Annotated in this window: 1 protein-coding gene; it reads left to right on the top strand. The window is 47.2% G+C overall.

Annotated elements, in window-relative coordinates; all coding sequences use genetic code 11:
• A partial coding sequence (locus tag ACFINZ_RS10690; RefSeq protein WP_375701506.1) for an alanine-zipper protein occupies positions 1-742 on the top strand: 742 nt, incomplete at both ends.

The following is a 742-nucleotide window of genomic DNA, read 5'->3' as shown; positions in this document are numbered from 1 at the left end:
TTACAGAACTCACAAAAACAGCCTCACAAGTACAAGCGGGAGTAGAGACAGCATTAACAGCTTCAAGAGAAGCCAAATCACAATCAGAGGCAGCTGTAAGCACGTCAGAAGAGGCGAAAAGTTTAGCGGAAAAAGCGAATACGGCATCTACAGAGGCGCAAAAGGCATCAGAACAGGCATTAAGAGAAGCGACTTCTGCGAAAACAACAGCGGGCGGGGCATCTAGTATAGCCAATGATGCGAAAGGGAGTGCTGAGGCAGCTAAAACATTATCAGAAGAAGCAAAACGGTTGGCAGCAGCATCACAGGAGACAGCAGAAACAGCAAAGGCTAAAGCCGAAAGTGTAGAGGCAGTTGCGAATGAAGCAAAATCTACAGCGACTACAGCATTAACAGAAGCAAGAGAAGCTAAGAGTACGGCATCTGAGGCGAAGGGTTTGGCGGAGGAAGCAAAAAGCGCCGTTGATAAGGCGACAGCGAAAGTAGAGCAAGCTGTAAAAGAGGCTAGCGATGCGAAATCTAAAGTAGAAAATTTAGAGACTGTTGCGACTGAAGCGAAATCCACGAGTGAACAAGCAAGTCAAACCGCCTCTAGTGCAAAAAGCTTATCAGAAGAAGCAAAAGAAGAAGCAAGGAGCGCCAAAGCGACAGCCTTAGAAGCGAAAAGTGCAGCAGATAGTGCAATAGCGAAAGCGGAGCAAGCCCAACAGAGCACAACAGAAGCCTCTAGAATAGCTTTGGA

The organism is Bartonella sp. AA81SXKL (assembly GCF_042196945.1).
In the GTDB taxonomy this organism is placed as follows: domain Bacteria; phylum Pseudomonadota; class Alphaproteobacteria; order Rhizobiales; family Rhizobiaceae; genus Bartonella.
Note: the sequence above shows the minus strand (reverse complement) of the source record. Positions and strands in the feature narration are given on the sequence as shown.